Source organism: Arthrobacter sp. B0427-1-12 (assembly GCF_059092905.1).
Genome location: NZ_JBNHIC010000003.1, coordinates 82,833 through 103,962, shown reverse-complemented (window position 1 = coordinate 103,962; position 21,130 = coordinate 82,833). Strand labels below are relative to the sequence as shown.

At 66.7% G+C, this 21,130-nt stretch carries 19 protein-coding genes and 1 pseudogene; 11 read left to right on the top strand and 9 right to left on the bottom strand.

What is annotated here, in order from left to right:
- Positions 1-2: 2 nt before the first annotated feature.
- Positions 3-968, bottom strand: coding sequence for a proteasome assembly chaperone family protein (locus AC5RWU_RS03870; protein ID WP_494029365.1), 966 nt, complete (start codon positions 966-968; stop codon positions 3-5).
- 222 nt (positions 969-1,190) lie between these two features.
- On the opposite strand from AC5RWU_RS03870, the gene AC5RWU_RS03865 reads away from it, so the two are divergent.
- The 6 genes from AC5RWU_RS03865 (at position 1,191) to AC5RWU_RS03840 (ending at position 8,332) form a co-directional block, all read left to right on the top strand.
- Positions 1,191-2,792 carry a leucyl aminopeptidase gene (locus tag AC5RWU_RS03865; RefSeq protein ID WP_494029366.1) on the top strand — a complete coding sequence of 534 codons (1,602 nt, stop codon included), beginning with the start codon at positions 1,191-1,193 and terminating at the stop codon, positions 2,790-2,792.
- A 193-nt stretch (positions 2,793-2,985) separates the two neighbouring features.
- Entirely contained in the window at positions 2,986-4,368 is a 1,383-nt protein-coding gene (gene lpdA, locus AC5RWU_RS03860) for a dihydrolipoyl dehydrogenase (protein ID WP_494029367.1), read from the top strand.
- Positions 4,369-4,468: 100 nt separating this feature from the next.
- On the top strand, positions 4,469-6,214 hold the full coding sequence (sucB, locus tag AC5RWU_RS03855) for a 2-oxoglutarate dehydrogenase, E2 component, dihydrolipoamide succinyltransferase (protein ID WP_494029368.1): 1,746 nt from the start codon (positions 4,469-4,471) through the stop codon (positions 6,212-6,214).
- Between the two features lie 212 nt (positions 6,215-6,426).
- On the top strand, positions 6,427-6,777 hold the full coding sequence (locus AC5RWU_RS03850) for a hypothetical protein (protein ID WP_494029369.1): 351 nt from the start codon (positions 6,427-6,429) through the stop codon (positions 6,775-6,777).
- Positions 6,778-6,926: 149 nt separating this feature from the next.
- Positions 6,927-7,358, top strand: coding sequence for an OsmC family peroxiredoxin (locus AC5RWU_RS03845; protein ID WP_494029370.1), 432 nt, complete (start codon positions 6,927-6,929; stop codon positions 7,356-7,358).
- A 77-nt stretch (positions 7,359-7,435) separates the two neighbouring features.
- Positions 7,436-8,332: a TIGR01777 family oxidoreductase gene (locus AC5RWU_RS03840; protein ID WP_494029371.1), complete on the top strand. Its 897-nt coding sequence runs from the start codon at positions 7,436-7,438 to the stop codon at positions 8,330-8,332.
- Positions 8,333-8,353: 21 nt separating this feature from the next.
- Here AC5RWU_RS03840 and AC5RWU_RS03835 read toward each other — a convergent pair whose 3' ends face one another.
- From AC5RWU_RS03835 to AC5RWU_RS03825, 3 genes and pseudogenes are all read right to left on the bottom strand, one after another.
- The gene (locus tag AC5RWU_RS03835; protein ID WP_494029461.1) at positions 8,354-8,635 is read right to left on the bottom strand and encodes a hypothetical protein; all 282 of its coding nucleotides are present in this window, start codon (positions 8,633-8,635) and stop codon (positions 8,354-8,356) included.
- Positions 8,636-9,284: 649 nt separating this feature from the next.
- Positions 9,285-9,680 (bottom strand): annotated as a pseudogene (locus AC5RWU_RS03830) (protein kinase domain-containing protein); the annotation flags it as partial.
- An 11-nt stretch (positions 9,681-9,691) separates the two neighbouring features.
- Positions 9,692-10,072 (bottom strand): protein kinase domain-containing protein, encoded by a 381-nt coding sequence (locus tag AC5RWU_RS03825; protein WP_494036906.1) that lies wholly within the window; start codon positions 10,070-10,072, stop codon positions 9,692-9,694.
- A 96-nt stretch (positions 10,073-10,168) separates the two neighbouring features.
- On the opposite strand from AC5RWU_RS03825, the gene lipB reads away from it, so the two are divergent.
- From lipB to AC5RWU_RS03810, 3 genes are all read left to right on the top strand, one after another.
- Positions 10,169-10,876, top strand: a complete 708-nt coding sequence (gene lipB / locus AC5RWU_RS03820) for a lipoyl(octanoyl) transferase LipB (protein ID WP_494029373.1) — start codon at positions 10,169-10,171, stop codon at positions 10,874-10,876.
- Entirely contained in the window at positions 10,873-11,880 is a 1,008-nt protein-coding gene (lipA, locus tag AC5RWU_RS03815; RefSeq protein ID WP_494029374.1) for a lipoyl synthase, read from the top strand. Before lipB ends, lipA begins: the two co-directional genes overlap by 4 nt.
- A gap of 111 nt (positions 11,881-11,991) precedes the next feature.
- A complete protein-coding gene (locus tag AC5RWU_RS03810) occupies positions 11,992-12,744 on the top strand; it encodes a DUF4191 domain-containing protein (protein WP_494029375.1) in 753 nt (250 codons plus the stop codon).
- 111 nt (positions 12,745-12,855) lie between these two features.
- On the opposite strand, the gene AC5RWU_RS03805 is transcribed toward AC5RWU_RS03810, so the two are convergent.
- Positions 12,856-13,293: an RDD family protein gene (locus AC5RWU_RS03805; RefSeq protein ID WP_494029376.1), complete on the bottom strand. Its 438-nt coding sequence runs from the start codon at positions 13,291-13,293 to the stop codon at positions 12,856-12,858.
- A gap of 237 nt (positions 13,294-13,530) precedes the next feature.
- Here AC5RWU_RS03805 and glnA (AC5RWU_RS03800) point away from each other — a divergent pair, with 237 nt between their 5' ends.
- Positions 13,531-14,955, top strand: a complete 1,425-nt coding sequence (glnA, locus tag AC5RWU_RS03800) for a type I glutamate--ammonia ligase (RefSeq protein ID WP_494029377.1) — start codon at positions 13,531-13,533, stop codon at positions 14,953-14,955.
- A gap of 110 nt (positions 14,956-15,065) precedes the next feature.
- Here the strand turns inward: glnA (AC5RWU_RS03800) and AC5RWU_RS03795 are convergent, their stop codons facing one another.
- From AC5RWU_RS03795 to glnA (AC5RWU_RS03785), 3 genes are all read right to left on the bottom strand, one after another.
- Positions 15,066-15,389: a cupin domain-containing protein gene (locus tag AC5RWU_RS03795; protein WP_494029378.1), complete on the bottom strand. Its 324-nt coding sequence runs from the start codon at positions 15,387-15,389 to the stop codon at positions 15,066-15,068.
- Positions 15,390-15,501: 112 nt separating this feature from the next.
- Positions 15,502-18,513 (bottom strand): bifunctional [glutamine synthetase] adenylyltransferase/[glutamine synthetase]-adenylyl-L-tyrosine phosphorylase, encoded by a 3,012-nt coding sequence (locus AC5RWU_RS03790; RefSeq protein WP_494029379.1) that lies wholly within the window; start codon positions 18,511-18,513, stop codon positions 15,502-15,504.
- A gap of 4 nt (positions 18,514-18,517) precedes the next feature.
- Positions 18,518-19,858 carry a type I glutamate--ammonia ligase gene (glnA, locus tag AC5RWU_RS03785; protein WP_494029380.1) on the bottom strand — a complete coding sequence of 447 codons (1,341 nt, stop codon included), beginning with the start codon at positions 19,856-19,858 and terminating at the stop codon, positions 18,518-18,520.
- Between the two features lie 138 nt (positions 19,859-19,996).
- Here glnA (AC5RWU_RS03785) and panB point away from each other — a divergent pair, with 138 nt between their 5' ends.
- Positions 19,997-20,875, top strand: coding sequence for a 3-methyl-2-oxobutanoate hydroxymethyltransferase (panB, locus tag AC5RWU_RS03780; RefSeq protein WP_494029381.1), 879 nt, complete (start codon positions 19,997-19,999; stop codon positions 20,873-20,875).
- Between the two features lie 62 nt (positions 20,876-20,937).
- On the opposite strand, the gene AC5RWU_RS03775 is transcribed toward panB, so the two are convergent.
- Entirely contained in the window at positions 20,938-21,105 is a 168-nt protein-coding gene (locus tag AC5RWU_RS03775) for an SPOR domain-containing protein (protein ID WP_494029382.1), read from the bottom strand.
- Between the last annotated feature and the right edge of the window lie 25 nt (positions 21,106-21,130).

Below are 21,130 nucleotides of genomic sequence, written 5' to 3'. Positions count from 1 at the left end.
GGCTAATCCTCGATCCATGGCTCGTCGCCGTGGTCCCCCGGAATCGGCCACCCGGGACCGTCGTCGTGCCGGTCGGCCAGGTACGCTTCGATGGCCGCGCCGAGTTCATCCGCATCCGGCAGCTCGTCGTTCTCCTTGACCAGCAGCGAACGGCGGACGGTGGAACCGGCGTGCTCGTCGTAGCGCCGTTCCAGGCTGCTGACCACACCCTGCACCTCGGCGGAACCATTGACCTGCTCGGCAATCTGCCGCTCAACATCGCGGCCCAGCTCACGCAGCCGGTCGGTGGGAAGCATCAGCGACGTCGCGGCCCCCAGGTACTCCATCCCGGCGACGGCGGCCACCGGGTACTCGGCCTCCGCCAGATAGTGGGGTACGTGGACTACGTAACCAACGACGTCGTGTCCCCACTCGGCCAGCCGCAGTTCCAGCAGGTGGCCGACCGACGCCTGCAGGTCCGCCGTCGGTTTCCAGGCCGTGATGCCGTCGATGAGGTCGGGGCGGTTGCCGTGCGCAGTAACGCTGATGGGCCGGGTGTGCGGCACCGGCATGGGCACCGAATAGATCCAGGTGACCAGGCGGACTTCCAGCTGTTCCACCAGGAACCGCACCGCGGCAGCGAAGCGTTCCCATTGCAGGTCCGGCTCGAAGCCGGTCAGGAAGAGGAACGGACGGCCCAGGCCATCCCGAAGGCGGTAAAGCTCCAGCCGGGGCGGCTCGTATTCCTCCAGATGGTCCTCGACGAACGAAATCCGCGGACGGCGCGACCTGTAGTCGATCAGCTGGTCGGCGTCGAATGCGGCGACCAGTTCATGCTCCAGGCTGTCAAGCAGTTCGGTCCTGATCTGGGAGACCACCTGCCCGGCTTCGGTAAAGCCGGTGAAAGCCGCCAGCAAATCGAGGCCCTTCAGTTCCGCCGAATCGATGAGTTCCGCGTTGGTACTGAAGAGAGTCAGTGGATCCAGCATTCCTTCCTCCTTCATCCCGGCTCCTGCCGACTGTAGCTGCCGTTGGTCCCAAGGGTGTAACGACGCGGCCGCCGGGTTCCATTCCGCACACCTTTCGAAAATAGGGAATCAGCGCCACCGGCGCCACTTAGGCAGCCGCCGACGGCTGGGGCCCGACCACGATCAAGACTACGATCAGTACAACGCGCCCGAGCGCCGGCCCGCGCGCGCCAGCCCAGAGGAATGAGGAACAGCTTCGTGAACAACACTCCGGAACTCAATCTGACCGCGATCGCCAAGGACGTGAAGAAGGCCGCGTGCGACGCCGTAGTGATCGGCGTGGGCCAGACTTCCGATGGCCCTGTCCTGCTGGAAAATCCCCTGGCCGAAAAGTCCGCGCAGGCCCTGCGCGAGTCCCTGCCGATCCTCGGCGTGACGGGTGCCGCCGACGAGGTCCGCCGGTTACCCGGGCTGCCCGAAACCGGCGCGGACATCCTGGTGCTGGCCGGCGTCGGACGCCTGCCGGACGGCTCCGTTCCGCCTCACGCCGGGCCGGGCACATCCGCACGGGGTGCATCCTCCCTGGGCACATCGCCGCTGGGCGAAGAAGCGCTGCGCCGTGCCGCCGGCTCCGCCGTCCGCCAGCTGGCCGGCGTCGGTTCGGTCCTGCTGGCCCTTCCGGCGCCGACGGTGGCCGCGGCAGCCGCCGTCGCCGAAGGAGCCGCCCTGGGATCCTATTCCTTCACCGCGCACCGCAGCGCCACGGCCGGCAAAGTGAAGAACGACGTCGGACACGTCACCATCCTGACGCCCGCGGCCCACGACAAGCAGCTGCAGGCAGCCCTGGCCCGGGCGGCCGTTTTGGGGCGCAGTGTCAATGCCACCCGCTCGCTGGTCAACCAGCCGCCGAGCCACCTCTACCCCGAAACGTTTGCCCAGGCTGCCAAGGAGCTGGCCCGGTCCCTGCCCGTCAAGGTCACTGTGCTGGACGAGAAGAAGCTGGAGAAGGACGGCTACGGCGGCCTGACCGGGGTCGGAAAGGGCTCGGTACGCCCGCCGCGCCTGGTCAAGATCGAGTACTCCCCCGCCCGGGCCAAGGTCAAGCTCGCGTTCGTCGGAAAGGGCATTACGTTCGATTCCGGCGGACTGTCCCTCAAGCCGGCCACCGGCATGATGACCATGAAGTGCGACATGGCCGGCGCCGCCGTCGTGCTTAATGCCACGCTGGCGATCGCCGAACTGGGCCTGCCGCTGACTGTGACGGCTTGGCTGTGCCTGGCGGAGAACATGCCGTCCGGCACGGCCCAGCGCCCCTCCGACATCATGACAACCTACGGCGGACGGACCGTCGAAGTCCTCAATACCGATGCGGAAGGCCGCTTGGTCATGGCCGACGGTCTCGCCGCAGCGAGCGAGGAGAAGCCTGATGCGCTGATCGACGTCGCCACGCTGACCGGAGCGCAGATGGTGGCCCTGGGCAACCGGGTCTCCGCGGTCATGGGCGACGATGGCGTGCGCGACGCCATCAAGGCGGCAGCGGACCGGGCCGGGGAACTGTTCTGGCCCATGCCGCTGCCGGAGGAGCTGCGCCCGAGCCTGGACTCCCGCGTTGCCGACATCGCCAACATGGGCGAAAAGTACGGCGGCATGATGACGGCGGCACTTTTCCTGCGTGAATTCGTGGGCGAGGCCGACGGCGGGAAGATCCCGTGGGCACACCTGGACATCGCCGGTCCCGCGTTCAATGAGGGAGATCCTTACGGCTACACGCCCAAGGACGGCACCGGTGTCGCGGTCCGCACACTGGTGGCCTACGCCGAGGACGTGGCGGCCCGGGCCGCGTGACCGGCATCGGCCGGTGCCTTGAAGGGGCCGGTGACTCTGCGCACTACTGCCCCGGAAACACCCGCGCCAAGTGGAGGATTGAGTCCTCCGGAGGATAAGGTGAAACCCGAAGTAACCAATCCAGCCGATTGACTTACAAATCGACACCCAGACGTGCAAGAAACACGTCCTCAATAACGCGAAGGAGCGTCTAGTGGCCGAAACGGCAGCTTCGCAAGAATTCGACATCCTGGTACTCGGTGGAGGCAGCGGTGGCTACGCCGCTGCACTGCGCGCCGTGCAGCTCGGCTTCACGGTCGGTCTGATCGAGAAGGGCAAGCTGGGCGGCACCTGCCTGCACAACGGCTGCATCCCCACCAAGGCCCTGCTGCACTCGGCGGAACTGGCCGACCACGCACGCTCCTCGGCCAAGTACGGCATCAACGTCAGCCTCGACTCCATCGACATGAGCGCTGTCAATGCCTACAAGGACGGCATCATCGCCGGCAAGTACAAGGGCCTGCAGGGCCTGATCAAGGCCAAGGGCATCACCGTTATCGAGGGCGAAGGCAAGCTCGTTTCCCAGGACACCATCGAGGTCGGCGGAACCCGTTACAAGGGCAAGAACATCGTCCTGGCCACCGGTTCCTACTCCCGGACCCTGCCCGGGCTGGAGATCGGCGGCCGGGTCATTACCTCGGACCAGGCCCTGACCCTGGACTACGTGCCCAAGAGCGCCGTGGTCCTCGGCGGCGGCGTCATCGGGGTGGAGTTCGCCTCCGTCTGGAACTCCTTCGGCGTCGACGTGACCATCGTCGAGGGCCTGCCATCCCTGGTCCCGAACGAGGATCCGGCCATCATCAAGCAGCTGGAGCGCGCGTTCAAGAAGCGCGGCATCAAGTTCAGCACCGGTGTCTTCTTCGAGAAGGTCGAGCAGAAGGCCGACGGCGTGGTTGTCACGCTGGCCAACGGCAAGACCTTTGAGGCCGAACTGCTGCTTGTCGCTGTTGGCCGCGGCCCCGCCACCGCCAATTTGGGCTACGAGGACGCCGGCCTGACCATGGACCGCGGCTTCGTCATCACCAACGAGCGCCTGCACACCGGCGTCGGCAACATTTACGCTGTCGGCGACATTGTTCCGGGTGTCCAGCTGGCCCACCGCGGCTTCCAGCAGGGCATCTTCGTCGCCGAGGAAATTGCCGGCCTGAAGCCGGTCGTCATCGATGACATCAACATCCCGAAGGTGACCTACTGCGAGCCGGAAATCGCCTCCGTGGGCCTCAACCAGCCGCAGGCCGAGGAAAAGTTCGGCAAGGAGAACGTCGAGACGGCGGAGTTCAACCTCGCCGGCAACGGCAAGAGCGCCATCCTGGGCACCGGCGGCACCATCAAGATGGTCCGCCAGAAGGACGGCCCCATCGTCGGCATGCACATGATCGGCGGCCGCATCGGCGAGCAGATCGGCGAAGCCCAGCTGATCGTCAACTGGGAAGCGCACCCGGAGGACATTGCTCCGCTGCTCCACGGGCACCCGACCCAGAACGAGGCCCTCGGGGAGGCCGCAATGGCCCTCGCCGGCCGCCCGCTGCACGGCTGATCAACGCCAAGTCCGGGTATGTCCGTCCGTCCGGACGGACATACCCGGCCCATTCACTCGACCATCAGCAAGATACTTTTGAAGGAGAAACGGGGACATCATGTCGGAATCCGTTAACTTACCGGCACTTGGCGAGAGTGTCACCGAAGGCACCGTCACCCGCTGGCTCAAGCAGGTCGGCGACAGGGTGGAAGTAGACGAGCCCCTGCTCGAAGTCTCCACCGACAAGGTGGACACGGAAATTCCGTCTCCGATCGCCGGCGTCATCGAGGAAATTCTCGTCGCCGAAGACGAGACCGCCGAAGTAGGCGCACCGCTGGTCCGCATCGGCTCCGGCAACGGAGCGGCCCCCGCACAGGAAGCACCCGCCCAGGCGGCTCCCGCAGCGGCCCCGGCCCAGGAAGCACCCGTGCAGGAAGCACCCGTGCAGGAAGCCCCGGCCGCACAGCCTGCACCGCAGGGCGGCGCTGGCACCGAGGTCACCCTCCCGGCCCTGGGCGAGAGCGTGACCGAGGGCACCGTCACCCGCTGGCTCAAGCAGGTCGGCGACAATGTCGAGGTCGACGAACCGCTCCTGGAAGTCTCCACCGACAAAGTCGACACCGAGATCCCGTCTCCTGTGGCCGGAACGCTGCAGGAAATCCGGGTGTCCGAGGATGAAACCGCCGAGGTCGGCAGCGTGCTGGCCGTCATCGGTTCCGGTGCCGCTGCTGCGGCCCCGGCAGCCGAGGCTCCGGCCCCGGCCGCTGAGCCCGTCGCCGCCGCCCCGTCCGGTGACCGCGAAGCTCCGGTAGCGGTGCCCGCCCAGCAGGCACCTGCCCAGCCTGCGGCTCCGGCACAGGCTCCGGCGCCCGCAGCTCCGGCCCAGGCTCCGCAGGCACCGGCTGCCCCTGCAGCCGGCGAGGAAGGCGCCTACGTCACCCCGCTGGTCCGCAAGCTGGCCAACGAGAGTGGCATCGACCTGTCCACCATCACGGGCACCGGCGTCGGCGGCCGCATCCGCAAGCAGGACGTGCTGGCTGCTGCCGAGGCCAAGAAGGCCGCAGCAGCGCAGGCTCCGGCTGGGGCCCCCGCAGCCGCACCGGCGGCTGCCGCACCGGCTCCGACAGCAGAACCGTCGCGCCTGCGCGGCACCACGGAGAAGGCCCCGCGCATCCGCCAGGTCATCGCCCGCCGCATGCGCGAATCCCTGGACATTTCCACCCAGCTGACCCAGGTCACCGAAGTGGACGTGACCAAGATCGCCAAGCTGCGCGCCCGGGCCAAGAACACCTTCCAGGCCCAGAACGGCGTGAAGCTGACCTTCCTGCCGTTCTTCGCCAAGGCAGTTGCCGAGGCGCTGAAGCAGCACGCGAAGCTGAATGCCTCCTACGACGAGGAAACCCAGCAGATCACCTACCACGACGCCGAGCACCTGGCCATCGCGGTCGATACCGAGCGCGGCCTGCTGGTTCCGGTGATTGCGGATGCCGGTGACCTGAATGTTGCCGGCCTGGCCCGCCGCATCGCGGATGTAGCCGAGCGCACCCGGACCAACAAGATCGGTCCGGATGAGCTCTCCGGCGGCACGTTCAGCATCACCAACATCGGCAGCTTCGGCGCCCTGTTCGACACCCCGATCATCAACCAGCCGCAGGTCGGCATCCTGGGCGTCGGCAGCATCGTCAAGCGCCCGGTGGTCGTCACGGATGCGAACGGTGACGACTCGGTCGCCATCCGTTCCATGGTCTACCTGTCTCTGACCTACGACCACCGCTTGGTCGACGGTGCGGACGCGGGCCGCTTCCTGCAGACCCTGAAGGCACGCCTTGAGGGCGGCGCGTTCGAGGCGGACCTCGGCCTCTAGCCCTTTAGGGCAGTGCCCAGACCTAGGACCATGGTCCAAGGACATCAGGCGGGTGCCGCTCTTCGGAGCCGGCACCCGCCTGATGCATTTCCCTGCCCTTATACCGAGCACGCCCAGCCGGACCCGGCACCCTACTACATCTTGTAGAAATATCTGCCCCGCCGCGGCGTTATCGCCCTGTTTGTACCGTCTGCGCTGACTAGACTGGCACTATGGACATCCTCTACAACATCATGGTCTTCCTGCACATCGTCGGCGCGGCAATGATTGTCGGCATCTGGATCGGCAACATGAAGAAGCCGACGGTGCACCCGCGCCAGTTCGACGGCGCCGCCACGCAGCTTGTCACCGGCATCATCATGATGGGCCTGATCCCTGCGATGGACCTCGACGCTAACTACCCGAAGCTGATCATCAAACTGGTGATCGCCCTGGCCGTCGGCGTGCTGGCTTTCATCGGCATGCGCAAGTACAAGGCGGACCAGCCCATCGCCCCGGGAATGGCACACGCCGTCGGCGGCCTGGCCCTGCTGAACGTCGCCATCGCCACGCTCTGGAACTGACACCAAACGTACCGAAGCGGCGGCACCTGGCCGGGCGGCCGCCGTCGGCTTCGGTTGCGTGAGCCAGCGCACTTGCGCCTAGGATGAAGACGACGGGCCCGGCCCGAGTCCGGTCCCGGCGTTCGATGACCAACGTTTGAGGAGTGCATATGGCTACAACACGTTCAGCCCACACCGAATGGAGCGGAGACCTCGCCAGCGGCAGCGGGCAGACCACGCTCGACACTTCCGGACTGGGAACCTACGACGTCACCTGGAAGGCGCGTTCCGAGGAAGCCGGAGGCATGACGAGCCCCGAGGAGCTCATCGCGGCCGCGCACTCTGCCTGCTTCTCCATGGCATTCAGCCACGCGCTGAGCCAGGAAGGCAAGACGGCCGAACGCGTCGAGACCAAGGCCGATGTCGACTTCCAGCCGGGCGAGGGCATCACCGCCATCCGCCTGACGCTGAAGGCCTCCGTTCCCGGCCTCGGCCAGGAGGACTTCCAGCGCATCGCCGACGGAGCCAAGACCGGCTGCCCGGTGTCCCAGGCGCTGGCCGGCGTCAAGAGCATCACCCTGGACGCCACCCTGGAACACTAACCCCTGACTGACTGGAAGGCCCCCTCCGCCATGGAGGGGGCCTTCCGTGTCCCCGTCCCAAATGGTGGGATGGTCCCATGAGAATCATGATCGGTGGGGCCTCTGGAATGATCGGCAAGGAACTGATCCGCCGGCTGCGGGCATCCGGGCACGACGTTACGCGTCTGGTCCGACGCAGTCCGCGGAATGGACAGGAAGTCCAGTGGGATCCGAACCGCGGGCAGCTGGACCCCCGGTCGCTGGAGAATTTCGACGCCGTCATCAACCTTTCCGGCGCAGGAATCGGCAACCGTCCGTGGACGCGCAGCTACGTCGAGCAGCTCTATTCGAGCCGCATCAACGCTACCCGCACGCTCACCGCAGCTATGGTCGCCCTCCCCGCACCGCCGGCCGTCTTTGTCAGCCAATCGGCCTCGGGCTACTACGGGGACCGCCGTGAGGAAACACTCTCTGAGAATTCGGACTCGGGGCGCAACCTGCTGGCGGATATCTGCCGCAAGTGGGAGGCGGCTGCCGCCGAAGCACCCGCGCAAACCAGAACGGTTATCACCCGGACCGGCGTCGTGATGTCGCCCTACGGCGGCGCGCTGGCCAGACTGTTGGTGCCGCTCCGGCTCGGCGCCGGCGGGACGCTGGGTACGGGAAATCAATGGTGGCCCTGGATCTCGCTCAATGACGAAGCGCGCGCCATCGAGTTCCTGCTCAGCTCCGGAATTTCCGGGGCCGTGAACCTGTGCGCTCCGGAACCGGCCCAGGTCTCCGAACTGATCGCCGCCCTTGCCACTGTCCTTGGCAAGCCGGCCCGGCTCCGGGTGCCGGAGGCCATCCTGACCGCCGGACTCGGGGAACTGGCCAAGGAACTGCTCCTGGCCAGCGCCCGGATGCAGCCGCGCGTCCTGGCGGCGGCCGGCTTCACCTTCGAACAGCCAACGGTGGAGAGCCTCAGCCAGTGGGTCAAGTCCCAGATTGCCTAGGTTGACAAAGCCAGGTGCCTGCTAGGGGGCAGGCTGCTGCCGGACCTCGGAGATGCGCCAGCTTCCATTCACCTGCTGGAGGACGAATTCCAGGTGCTGCACCGTGCTGTCCACCTTGGTCCGGGCCGGGTTGCCTGCCGCATCCACCTCCGTGAATCCCGACGTCGTGGCCACGGCCGCCACCGGAATCCGGCCGTCTTCGCCTTTCGGTCCGGGGTGGACATCCGCCACCGACATCCGGAGCCCGGCCAGGACATGTCCGGACTCTTCCAGCTGCCGGGCGATGCCGCGGTCCGCCTGCATGGCCTCGGAACCGGCGGTATTGACCTGTTCGAGCAGGCCGAAGGATCCGGTCCTGAACGCCTGGGCGGACCGCGGCCAGGGCCTGCACCGCGGCAGCCGCGTCTGCTCCTGCCAGTGCTGCCGTCATCTCCGGAGGCAGTTCGTCCGCTGGCGCTCGGTCTGTGCCAGCGTCCGGCCCGTTATCCGTGCCGGCGTCCGTGCTGCTGCCGGTGCCGCCATCTGCGGCGGAGTGGGAGCGTACGGCCGTCGCCGTCGCGGCCGGTTCCTGCGCGGTCACGGACTGGACCACGCGCGGCGCCAGCGCTACCGCCAGGACTGCAACCAGGGCCGCCGCGGAGACTGCCACCGCCCCGTTGCGGGCGAGCACCCTCCTGGCGACTGCGGTCCCCGTCCCGTTGCCGCCGCGCCCGCGATCCCGGTGCGAACCCCGGCTTCCTGCCGCCGCCTCCTTCGCCCTGAGGCCCGGCCGCCCCTGTTTCAGCGGCCCGCGCTGTAACAGTCCGCGCTTCAACGGCAACCGGGACCGCTTCTGCTCCAGGACTTCCCGCCTGGTGACCAGTTCCGGCAGGACAGCCGGATGGACCGGCGCGACCAGGTCCAGCGGGGCCGCCTGGCCGGTCCGGAACACCGAGTAGGCGAATTCGGCGGCGCTGGGGCGGGCGGACCGGTCCTCCTGCAGTGCCGACTCGATCAGGGTCATCAGTTCCCCAGGCACCTCCGGAACCAGCACGGAGAGCGGAGGCCGCTGCTGCGTAGCGGCGGGAACCCGCCCGGTCAGTGCAAACCAGCCGAGGGCTCCCAAGGCGAACACGTCGGCCTCCGGATGCTGCCTGCCGGCATCCGTCCCAGCAGACGGGTCCCCCGCCGGATCGATGAACCCCGGAGTCCCCTGGCGGCTGCCGCGGACTTCGCCGACAATCCGCCCCATGTCCAGGTCTGACAGCAGCGGCTTGCCCTGGGCGGTGAAGAGAACATTCCCGGGCGCCACGTCTGCGTGCGTGACGCCCTGGCTGTGCAGGTACTCCAGTGCCTGGGCGATCGGCATCAGGACCGTGATCACCTCCCCCACCGGAGCGGCCCGCGGGCTGAGATCAGCCGGGCCAGGGAATCGCCGGGGGCAACGTCCATCAGGAGCCCCGGCCCCTGGTCGGTTTCCAGCATCCTATGGACGCGGATCAGATGGTCATGGCGGTAGCGGCCGAGGAATGCGATCTCGCGCTGCAGTTCATGGCACACGGCCGCGTCCGCAGCCAGGACCTTCAGCGCGAACTCCTCCGCCGTGATGTTGTCCGCGACCAGCCAGACGGCCGCCGAGCCTCCTCTGCCCAGCAGCCGCACCACAGTGAATCCCGGCACCAGCGGCAGGCGTTCCGCCCCGTCACCGGCGGCCGGTTCGGATCCGCCCTCGAAATCGTCCATACCCTCAGTCTGGGCCAATCCGGATCCTGCCGCTGGAGTTTTCCACAGGGCATGTGACCCGACCCGCGTAATGCGGGACGGGGAAATTTACCCGGCGGGTCTAGGCTGGTAGGCATGACTCTTGAGTTCACCCGTATGGGGCTGGCCCCGGATTATGTCGACTATGAAGAGGCCTGGGAGCTGCAGCGGCAGCTGCACGCCGACGTCGTCGCCGGAGCCGCCCCCAGCACCGTCCTCCTGCTCGAACACGCCGCCGTCTACACGGCAGGAAAGCGGACCGAAGACCATGAACGGCCCTACGACGGGACTCCCGTCATCGCCGTCGACCGCGGCGGCAAGCTGACCTGGCACGGACCCGGCCAGCTCATTGCGTACCCGATCGTGGCGCTGCCGGAACCGACCCGCGTAGCTGACTACGTCAATATCCTTGAGGAAATCCTCATCAACGTCCTCAAGGAGTTCGGCGTCGACGGCGAACGCATTGAGGGCCGTTCGGGTGTCTGGCTGCCTGCGGACAGCAGAGGACCGGCCCGCAAGATTGGGGCGATCGGCATCCGAGTGAACCGCCGGGTGACGATGCACGGCTTCGCGCTGAACTGCAACAATGACCTGCGCCCCTTCGGCCAGATCATCCCCTGCGGCATCAGCGACGCCGGCGTCACCAGCCTCAAGGAGGAAACCGGCAGGGACATCAGCCCCGCGGACGTCATTGACAAAGTGGAAGAGGAATTCCGCCGGTTCACGTCATCCCTGGTGCTGGACCGCAGCACTGCGACCGGCCCGGAATCCACCACCAACCAGCCGGAAGGAGCCCTGCTGTGACCCTCGCCCCCGAAGGAAGACGGCTGCTGCGCATCGAGGCGCGCAATGCCGAAACGCCTGTTGAACGGAAGCCATCATGGATCAAGGCCAAGGTCAACATCGGTCCGGAGTACACGGACATGAAGAAGCTGGTCCGCAAGGAGGGCCTGCACACAGTCTGCGAAGAAGCCGGCTGTCCTAACATTTTCGAATGCTGGGAGGACCGGGAGGCCACCTTCCTGATCGGCGGTGACCAGTGCACCCGGCGCTGTGATTTCTGCCAGATTGACACCGGCAAGCCGCAGCGCCTCGACGTGATGGAGCCGCGCAAGGTGGCAACGTCGGTCCAGCAGATGGGCCTGCGGTATGCCACGGTGACCGGCGTCGCCCGCGACGACCTGGACGACGAAGGCGCCTGGCTCTATGCCGAGACCATCCGGGCGATCAAGACGATGAACCCCGGCACCGGCGTCGAAATCCTGATCCCGGATTTCTCCGGCAAGCCGGAACTGCTGCAGCAGATCGTCGATGCCAATCCCGAGGTCTTCGCGCACAATGTGGAGACGGTTCCCCGCATCTTCAAGCAGATCCGGCCCGGGTTCCGCTACCAGCGGTCCCTTGACGTGATCACCTACGGCCGCGAGCAGGGCATGGTCACCAAGTCGAACCTGATCCTGGGTATGGGCGAAACTCGCGAGGAAATCTCCGAGGCGCTGCGGGACCTGCACGCTGCCGGATGCGACCTCATCACGATCACCCAGTACCTGCGCCCCACCGAACGGCACCACCCGGTGGAGCGCTGGGTGAAGCCGCAGGAATTCGTCGAACTGCGTGACGAGGCTGAAGAGATCGGTTTCCTGGGCGTGATGAGCGGGCCGCTGGTCCGCTCCTCCTACCGTGCGGGCCGCCTCTGGGCCACGGCCATGCGGAAGAAGGGACTGGAACTGCCCGCGGAACTGGCGCACATCGCCGATTCAGGAACCACGCTGCAGGAAGCCGCCACGCTGGTTTCCGCTGGTTCCTAAATACCTGCTGCGGGCGCCGGCCGGATCCGTCGCCTGCAGCAGGTAAACCCTGCCGCTCCACCGCGGTGCCGGGCCGCCAGCTCCTGCGCCATCCCGTAGAATTGAAGCATTATGGCCAATAGCACTCAATCCGATCAGCCCAACAAGAAGAGGCGTCTGTTTTCGCGCCGCCCAAAGGCTGACAAGCCAGCCAAGCAGCCCGGCCGCATGAAGCAAATCGTTGAGGTCTTCAACATGACCCGCCGCAACGATCCCAACGTTGTGTGGCTCATGCTGCTGGCTTTCCTTGGCGTCGTCGCCGTGGGCCTGGTCATCGGGTTCCTGATCAACAACTGGATCACGCTGCTGATCATCTCCATTCCGCTTGGCCTGCTGGCTGCGACCTTCATCCTGTCGCGGCGCGCTGAGCGGGCCGCTTTCGCCCAGATTGACGGGCAGCCCGGCGCCTCCGGCGCCGCATTGAGCACGCTGCGCCGCGGCTGGATCCTGCAGGAGCAGCCGGTCGCGGTCAATCCGCGCACCCAGGACGCCGTCTTCCGCGCCATCGGCCGGCCCGGCGTCGTACTGGTCACCGAAGGCCCGTCGCACCGGGTGAAGCAGCTGGTCGACGCGGAGCGGCGCCGGCTCACCCGCATTCTCCCCAACGTGGCCGTCCATGTCGTGGAGACCGGCCATGGCGAGGGGCAGGTGGAGCTGAGCAGGGTGGCACGCACCGTCCAGAAGCTTCCGAAGTCGCTGACCAAGCAGGAAGTCCACGCCGTCAACAAGCGGGTGACCGCCCTCGGCAGCAACAAGCTGCCGATCCCGAAGGGCATCGATCCGTACAAGGCGCGGCCGGACCGGCGGGCAACGCGCGGCCGCTAGGCAGGCGCTGACAACACAGAGGGAGGGCTTCCAGCCATTGCGGCCGGAAGCCCTCCCTTTGTCGTGCAAGTGCCGGGGCTCCTGCGGGTGGTCCGGCAGGTCCGGTCCTCGCTACATCCGGACCAGGACGGTGCCCATGGCGCGGTCGTGCAGGCCGCGCTGGTCGGCATCGAAAACGACGGCGGGAATCACCAGGCACAGCAGGACGGTACGGACGACGGCGGCCAGCAGGCCCGGGGCACCGCCGTCCAGTTTCCGTACGCCGATGCCCACGATCCGGTGTCCGATGCTGAAACCGAGGGTCCCCACGAGCAGCAGCTGCTCCACGGCGAAGACCCCCAGGATACCGGCCGGCGCACCGTCGAAGAGCGCGGTGCCGATCAGGTAGCACAGCAGCCAGTCGATGCACAGCGCGGCAAGCCGCCGCCCCACACGCGCAATCGAGCCGCTTCCGGACTCCGGCAGGCCCAGGCGCTGTCCGGGCCAATTTTGTATGTTCGACGGGGGCGGACCCTCAAGCCAGGACCCGACATCTCTTCTATCAACCACACTGCAAGGTTATCCTGCCCGTCCAGAAAATAGGGCTGCACTGTCCCGGCCGGCGCCCGGAACCGCTAGGCTTAGCCTCAGTCGAAGAAAGACGAAACATTGCGGAAACAATTCCGACACCAACGGGAAACTGCCGGCTTCTAGTCTGGTATCCGTTGCGGGCACGAAGTACAGCCAAGCAAGAACTTGTGGCCCCGTGCCCTCTTCAGACTAATGATGCATAAGGAGCATAGCTAGATGTTCAAAACCGCGGACGAAGTCCTCAAGTACATCGCCGATGAAGACGTCAAGTTTGTCGACATCCGTTTCACCGATCTGCCCGGTGTCCAGCAGCACTTCAATGTGCCCGCCAAGACGGTTGATGCAGACTTCTTCGTCAACGGCCAGCTCTTCGACGGATCCTCCATCCGCGGCTTCCAGGGCATCGCCGAATCCGACATGCAGCTCATCCCGGATGTCACCACCGCTTTCATCGATCCGTTCCGCATCGAGAAGACGCTGGCGCTGAATTTCTCCATCGTGAACCCCCGCACCGGCGACCCCTACCACCGCGATCCGCGCGGCGTCGCCGAGCGCGCCGAGGCCTACCTGGCTTCCACCGGCATCGCCGACACCGCTTACTTCGCTTCCGAGGCCGAGTTCTTCGTCTTCGACAACGTCCAGTACGAGTCCTCCCCGCAGGGGAGCTTCTACAAGGTGGACTCCATCGAAGCCCCGTGGAACACCGGCCGCCAGGAAGAGGGCGGCAACCTGGGCTACAAGACGCCGTTCAAGGGCGGCTACTTCCCGGTGGCCCCGGTGGACCACCAGGCGGACCTGCGCGACGCCATGTGCCTTGAGCTTGAAGCCGCGGGCCTCGAGGTCGAGCGGTCCCACCATGAGGTCGGCGCTGCCGGCCAGGCGGAGATCAACTACAAGTTCACCACGCTGGTGCACGCGGCCGACGATCTGCTGAAGTTCAAGTACATCGTCAAGAACACGGCCACCTCCTGGGGCAAGTCCGTGACCTTCATGCCCAAGCCGATCTTCGGCGACAACGGCTCGGGCATGCACTGCCACCAGTCCCTCTGGAACGGCAGCGAGCCGCTGTTCTACGATGAGAAGGGCTACGCAGGCCTGTCCGACCTTGCCCGCTGGTACATCGGCGGCCTGCTGAAGCACTCCTCCGCAGTCCTGGCCTTCACCAACCCGACGGTCAACTCCTACCGGCGCCTGGTCAAGGGCTTCGAGGCGCCGGTCAATATGGTGTACTCGCAGGGCAACCGCTCCGCCGGAATCCGCATCCCGATCACCGGTTCCAACCCGAAGGCCAAGCGCATCGAGTTCCGCGCTCCGGATCCCTCGTCCAACCCGTACCTGGCCTTCGCCGCCCAGCTGATGGCGGGCCTCGACGGCATCAGGAACCGCATCGAGCCGATGGATCCGATCGACAAGGACCTCTACGAGCTGCCCGCCGAGGAAGCCAAGGACATTCCGAAGGCCCCGGGCTCCCTGGAGGAAGCGCTGGAGGCATTGGAACAGGACAACGAGTTCCTGCAGGCCGGCGGCGTCTTCACCCAGGACCTGATCGACACCTGGATCGAGTACAAGCGCGAGAACGAAATCAAGCCGCTCCTGCTGCGTCCGAACCCCTATGAGTTCGAGCTCTACTACGGCTGCTGACCGGACGCGCAGCGCGCAGCCCTGACGAACGACGCCGGTCCCCGCCTTCCGAAGCGGGGCCGGCGTCGTTCGCTGCTGTCTTCTGTTCAGGTGGCCCGGCTGGGCCGCCCTCAGTCGATTTCCGTGACGGCGGTCAGGATAAACACCGAATCCTCTGCAGCCTCCACCGAATGCCGCTCCCGCGGGATCGGCACGATCTGGTTCTCATTCACGGTGACGCGTCCGCTGGCGGAAACGATGGCGATGGAACCTTCCAGGACATAGACAGTCGCGGCCACCGGCGGATTGTGCTCCCCGAGTTCGGCGCCGCCCTTCAGCGCCAGGACCGTCTGGCGCAGCGGGCCGTCCTGGGCGATCAGCACCGCGCTGCGTCCGTGCGGTGCCTCCAACGCCAGGGCCAGGTGTTCCTCCGCCAGTTTGGATACGTCTGTCATGGTGCCCTCCATTGTCCTCGCCGGACTTTGTTGCCGGATACGCCCAGCCTAGCGCGAGGGGACCCGGCCGAGCGGAACGAGGTTGGGGAAGCGCGACAGCGCTATCCAGCGGTCAGGCAGCGTAGAAGATCCGCTCGAAGATCCCCCGGGCCCGCCGGGTGAGCCGCAGATAGTCTTCCTCGATCGCCGCCGCATTTCCGGACTCGTAACCGCACCAACGCGCCACGGCTTCGAGGTCGCGCCGGGAGGACGGCAACAGGTCCGACGACTTGCCGCTCCAGATCACGTTCGCGGATCGGATACGGCTGGCAAGGGACCAGCTCTCCGCAAGGACCTGAGCGTCGGCTGCGGAGATCAGTTCCGCGTCGACGGTGGCGCGCAGCGCCGGCAGGGTGGAAGTCGTTCGCAGCTGGGGAATCCCGTGGGCGTGCTGCAGCTGCAGGAGCTGGATCAGCCATTCCACGTCGCTGAGGGCTCCGCGTCCGAGCTTCAGGTGGCGTGAGGGGTCCGCTCCGCGCGGAAGCCGCTCGGATTCGACGCGGGCCTTGATCCTGCGCACCTCCCGGACATCCGCTGCCGGGATGGCCTGCGGATACCGGATCGGATCGATGAGCTCCGTAAAGGCACGGGCCAGGTCGTCGTCGCCGGCCATCGGCAGGGCGCGCAGCAGCGCCTGAGCCTCCCAGATCAGTGACCACCGGCTGTAGTACTCGCGGTAGGAGTCCAGGGAGCGCACCAGCGGTCCGTTCCTGCCTTCGGGCCGCAGCGCGGCGTCGATTTCCAGCACCCGTTCCGCCCGCACCGCCGGAACCAGCGGCTGCGTCAGCAGGGCCGACAACTGGCCGACGATCTTCTCGGCCTGCTGCTGCGCTTCATCCTCGTTGGCACCGGGCAGCGGCCGGTGGACATAGAGAACATCGGCATCCGAACCGTAGCCGATCTCCCGGCCGCCCTGGCGCCCCATCGCCACCACCAGCATGCTCGTCTTCCGTTCCTCCCCGGAGAGCACCGCGTTTTCGGCCACATGGAGGGCACCCAGTACCGCTGCCCGGTCGGCATCGGCCAGGGCAAGCCCGACGGCGGACTGGTCCAGCATCCGGGAGCTGTCCGCGATGGCGGTGCGCAGGATTTCCCGCCGTCGGATCAGCCGGACCAGCCGCATGGCCTCCCGGGGTTCAGGATGGCGTGACAGCTTGGCCTGGATTTCCTGCCACTGGGCCTCGAACGGCAATGGCTTCAGGTCCGCGTCGGAGCCCAGCCAGGCGGTGGACTCCGGGGAGACTTCCAGCAGGTCCGTGATGAAGCGGCTGCTGGAGAGGATATGGCACAGCCGTTCGGCCGCAGCCGTGGAATCGCGCAGCATGCCCAGGTACCAGTGCGTCTCGCCCAGGGCCTCGCTGACCCTGCGGAAGCCCAGCAGCCCGGCATCGGGATCCACGCCGTCCGCCAGCCAGCCCAGCAGGACCGGAAGCAGCTGGCGCTGCAGCGCCGCCCGCCGGCTGATGCCTTTGGTCAGGGCTTCAATGTGGCGCATGGCGCCGCGCGGATCGAGGTAGCCCAGCGCTGCCAGGCGGGCCTGGGCGGCTTCGGGCGTCAGCTTCACTTCATCGGTGCTGAGGTTCGCCGCCGTCGCCAGCAGCGGTCGGTAGAAGATCCTCTCATGCAGGCCGCGTACCAGCCGCTTGGTCCGCTGCCACTTTTCCACCAGCGCCTCGGCCGGAGGCCGGGCAGGTACCAGCGAACCGAGCATGGCCTTCGCCAGTGCCCGCTGGGCCGCTTCACGTTCCGGCATGAGGTGGGTCCGGCGCATGTGGACCAGCTGGATCCGGTGTTCGAGCACGCGCAGCCAGCGGTAGGATTCGTCGAACTCCCTGGCGTCGTGGCGGCCAATGTAGCCGGCCGCGCTCAAGGCGGCAATGGCCGACGTCGTATCCCGGACCCGCAGCGTGCCGTCCGCCCGGGCATGGACCAGCTGGAGCAGCTGGACTGTGAACTCGACATCGCGCAGTCCCCCCGCGCCGAGCTTGATCTGGCGGTCGAGTTCGCGGGCAGGGATGTTCTCCGTCACCCGCCGGCGCATCGCCTGGACGGAATCCACGAATCCCTCCCGTTCCGAGGAGGACCAGATCAGCGGAGCGACGGCTTCTTCGTAGCGGCGGCCCAGCCCGGCGTCGCCGGCGATGCCGCGGGCCTTCAGCAAGGCCTGGAATTCCCAGCTCTGCGCCCACCGCCGGTAGTAGGTCAGATGCGATTCGAGCGTGCGGACCAACGGTCCGTCCTTACCTTCGGGGCGCAGGTTCGCGTCGACTTCCCAGAGTGCCGGTTCGGTTCCGGGCGTGGACACCGCCCGGGACAAACCGGCCGCCAGCCCTGTACCGATCGCCGCGGCCCGGGCTTCGTCCAGACCGTCCGCCTCGATGACGTACACGACGTCGACGTCGGAAATATAGTTCAGTTCCCCGGCTCCGCACTTGCCCATGCCAATGACCGCCAGCCGTACCGCGGCAACGTCCTCGGCAGGGTGCTTCGCAGCCAGTTCGGCGCGGGCCACGGCGAGTCCGGCGTCGAGCGCAGCCGCGGCGAGGTCCGCCAGTTCCTGTCCGACGGCGGGCATGTAGTCCGTGGGCGATGCTGCGCACAGATCACGGATCACCAGGTCGACCAGGTGCCTCCGGTAGCGGATGCGCAACAGATTGTAGGCATCCTTGCCGGTCAGCCGGGCCACCGGATTCGCTTCCGCAGGATCGGCCTGGACCGCCTCCAGCAGGGAGGCACGCAGCCGGTCAGCCGGCGTCGTCCGCGGTTCCGGTGAGGCAGGCACCCGCACCGCGTCAACATGCTCCGGCCGGCGGATCAGGAAGTCCGCGAGCGCCTCCGACGCGCCGAGCAGGCGGAACAGCGGCTCATTGTCGCGGTCCCCCGCGTTGACCAGTTCCTTCAGTTCCGGGACCCGGGCCAGCAGCCGCACCAGCGACTGCAGGGCCAGGTCCGGGCTGGCCGCCAGGGCCAGCCCCTCGAAGAGGCGATCTTCGTCGACACCGTGCAGCTCCGGAGCAGCCAGGAACCGGGCGCTCTTTTCCAGGTCGGTGAAGCCGCTGGCGATCAGCTGGCGGTTGAGGCTCATGGCTTTACAGGATGCCGAGATTCCGTTGCAGTTCAAAGGGCGTCACGTGCAGCCGGTAGGCGTCCCATTCCTGGCGCTTGTTGCGCAGGAAGTTCTCGAACACCTGCTCGCCGAGGATCTCGGCGACGAGTTCGGAATCCTCCATCGAGCGGACCGCATCGTGCAGGCTGGACGGCAGCGGATAATGGCCGAGGGCGCGCCGCTCGGCCGCGGACAGGCTCCACACGTCGTCCTCGGCGGCCGGCGGCAGGTCGTAGCCTTCCTCGATGCCCTTCAGGCCGGCGCCCAGCAGCACGGCGTAGGAAAGGTACGGGTTGGTGGCCGAATCGATCCCGCGATACTCGATGCGTGCGGACTGGCCCTTGCCCGGCTTGTACAGCGGGACACGCAGCAGCGCGGAGCGGTTGTTGTGGCCCCAGGACAGGTGGCTGGGCGCTTCCCCGCCGCCCCACAGCCGCTTGTAGGAGTTCACGAACTGGTTGGTCACCGCGGTGAATTCCGGCGCGTGGTGCAGGATGCCGGCCATGAACTGGCGGGCCGTCTTCGACAGCTGGTACTCGGCTCCGGCTTCGTAGAAGGCATTGCTGTCCCCCTCGAACAGCGAAAAGTGCGTGTGCATGCCGGAACCCGGATGGTCGGAGAACGGTTTGGGCATAAACGTGGCGTAGATGCCCTGCGTGAGGGCGACTTCCTTGACCACGGTGCGGAACGTCATGATGTTGTCCGCGGTCTGCAGGGCGTCCGCATAGCGCAGGTCGATCTCATTCTGGCCAGGTCCGGCTTCATGGTGGCTGAATTCCACCGAAATGCCGATGTTCTCCAGCATGGTCACGGCCGTGCGGCGGAAGTCCTGGGCGACCCCGCCGGGCACGTGGTCGAAATAGCCGGCCTGGTCCACCGGCTCCGGGTAGCCGTCCGGACCCGGTTCGCTGGACTTCATGAGGTAGAACTCGATCTCCGGATGCGTGTAGCAGGTGAACCCCATGTCCGCGGCCTTGGCGAGGGTCCGCTTCAGCACATTGCGCGGGTCGGCGGTGGAAGGTTCGCCGTCGGGAGTCAGGATGTCGCAGAACATTCGCGAGGTCTGTTCCTTCTCCCCCCGCCACGGCAGGATCTGGAATGTGGAGGGGTCCGGCTGCAGCAGCATGTCGGACTCGAAAACGCGGGAGAGGCCCTCGATGGAGGAACCGTCGAAGCCCAGCCCTTCGTCGAAGGCACCCTCGACCTCCGCCGGAGCCAGCGCCACGGATTTAAGCGAGCCGACGACGTCGGTGAACCACAGACGGACAAAGCGGACGTCGCGCTCTTCGATGGTGCGCAGAACGAATTCCTGCTGGCGGTCCATGCCTACCTCTTTCACTGCATAAATCCAAGCGTTTCCGGTCTGGAATCACTCTACTAAGCAATGTGCCCGGCGGATGCATACCGCAGCCACGGCATCCCGGTACAGCCTGAGGTATCCGTTCTCCAGTAGGCTCGGGCTATGAGTTCTGGAGAAACCACCGCCCCCTACGGATCCGGACCGGGCCGCGGAAACACGCCTCAGGAAACACCCCAGTCGGCTGTGCGCACCCGGGTGCGCACTCACCATCTGCAGCAGATCAAGGACTCCGGCCGCAGGTTCGCGATGCTGACCGCCTACGACCAGTACACGGCGCAGATCTTCGACGAGGCCGGCGTGGAGGTCCTGCTGGTCGGCGATTCCGCGGCCAACAACGTGATGGGCTATGAGAGCACGCTGCCCATCACCCTTGAGGAGATGATCGTCTTCTGCAAGGCCGTCGCCTCCGGCGCCCGGAACGCGCTGGTCGTTGCGGACCTGCCCTTCGGCAGCTACGAGGCCTCACCGGCCCAGGCCATCGGGTCCTCGGTGCGGCTGATGAAGGAAGGCCGAGTCCAGGCGGTCAAGATGGAGGGCGGCAGCCGCTATGTGGAACATGTGCAGGCGATGACGGCCGCCGGCATTCCGGTCATGGCCCATGTTGGCTTCACCCCGCAGAGCGAGCATGCCCTGGGCGGCTACCGGGTCCAGGGCCGCGGGGAATCGGGACAGTGGATCGTGGACGACGCCGTTGCGCTGGCCGAGGCGGGCGCGTTCAGCGTGCTGATGGAAATGGTTCCGGCGGAGGTAGCCGCACAGGTGGACCGGGCGGTGGCGGTGCCGACGATCGGCATCGGTGCCGGAAACGCTACCACCGGCCAGGTCCTGGTCTGGCAGGACATGGCCGGACTACGGACCGGAAAAACCGCGAAGTTCGTCAAGAGGTACGCGGACCTGCATACAGTGCTGTCCGATGCCGCCAAGGCCTATGCGGAGGAGGTGCGCTCCGGCGCGTTCCCCGGCCGGGAGCACTCCTTCTAGCGCACCTTCCCGGCCCGGAACGGATGTCCGGGCAGGACATCCGTCCGGCCCGGACATCCTGGCTAGTCGTCCTCGTCGCCGGCTTCCCAGGCCTCGTTCCGCTTGGCCACTTTCTCGAGCGCCTTCGCTGCCTCTTCGCGGGTGTCGTACGGGCCAAGGAGCTGTGTCCAGTCCGACAGGGCGTCCTCTTCCACTTCGTGGGTGACGACGTTGTACCAGTACCTGGGCATGATTCGCACCTTTCTCCGCCGGTAG